We start from the raw sequence: 1,015 nt of genomic DNA on the forward strand, positions 1-1,015 counted from the left end.
GTGGCCGCGCAGCTGGATGCCGTAGAGCGCGACACCTTGTCGGTGATGCGCCAGCAGGGCCACCGAACCTGTAAGAGCGGGCTTGCCCGCGAAGCTTTTCAGGCACCACTCAATCGCGCTGAACCAACCCCGGCAACTGTGCCAGCAGCTTCTGGTTGTTGAACGGCGCCCGAATGAACCCACGCTGACGCCCATCCGGCCCAACCAGGGCCAGGTTGCCGCTGTGGTCCACGGTATAACCCGGCTTGCTGGTATCAGCCGGAATGAACGGAATACTCAACGCATTGGCCAGCTTCTGGGTGTCCTCGATCGACCCCGCCACCCCCACGAACTCCTTGTCGAAGTAGCCCAGGTACTGCTTGAGCTGGCTCGGCGTGTCGCGGTTGGGGTCCACGCTCACCAGCACCACCTGCAGGTGCGCCAGCGCCTCCTTCGGCAGCTCGCTCTTGACCTGGCGTAGCTGGGCGAGGGTAGTCGGGCAGATATCCGGGCAGTAGGTGTAGCCGAAGAACAACAGCGACCACTTGCCCTTGAGCTGGTCCAGCGCCACCGGCTGGCCGTCCTGGTTGGTCATGGTCAGTTCCGGCACCGTGCGGCTCTGCGGCAGCAGGATGATGCCTGCATCGATCAGCTCGGCCGGGTTGGCCTGGCCGCGGTTGTTGAGCACCTTGTTGACGGTAAGGCCCAGGATCAACGCGACCAGGGCGACGAGGATGAAGACGGTTTTCTGGGTTCGGGTCATAGATTCAGCAACAAGTAGTGGTCAACGAGCAGTGCGATGAACAGCAGGAACAAGTAGGCGATAGAGTACTTGAAGGTGCCGATCGCAGCGTGCGGCCGAGTGCCACGGTACAACACCCAGGCCCAATGCAGGAAGCGCAGCCCCAGGCCCAGGGCGCAGGCCAGGTACAGCGGGCCACTCATGTGGATGGCGAAGGGCAGCAGGCTCACCGCCAGCAGCACCAGGGTGTACAGCAGGATATGCAGCTTGGTGTAGCGCTCTCCGTGGGTCTCC

Annotated in this window: 1 protein-coding gene and 1 pseudogene; both read right to left on the reverse strand. The window is 63.1% G+C overall.

Annotated elements, in window-relative coordinates; all coding sequences use genetic code 11:
• Positions 1 to 109: 109 nt before the first annotated feature.
• Entirely contained in the window at positions 110 to 742 is a 633-nt protein-coding gene (locus tag ACQKPE_RS26605; RefSeq protein ID WP_427669659.1) for an SCO family protein, read from the reverse strand.
• Positions 739 to 1,015, reverse strand: a pseudogene (locus tag ACQKPE_RS26610) (heme o synthase); the annotation flags it as partial. The pseudogene ACQKPE_RS26610 and the gene ACQKPE_RS26605, both read right to left, overlap by 4 nt.

The sequence above is a fragment of the Pseudomonas sp. NPDC089554 genome (genome assembly GCF_050280645.1).
Lineage (GTDB): Bacteria > Pseudomonadota > Gammaproteobacteria > Pseudomonadales > Pseudomonadaceae > Aquipseudomonas.

Coding starts and splice junctions, on each gene's coding strand:
- ACQKPE_RS26605 (WP_427669659.1), bottom strand. CDS start 742: ATGACCCGAACCCAGAAAACCGTCTTCATCCTCGTCGCCCTGGTCGCG.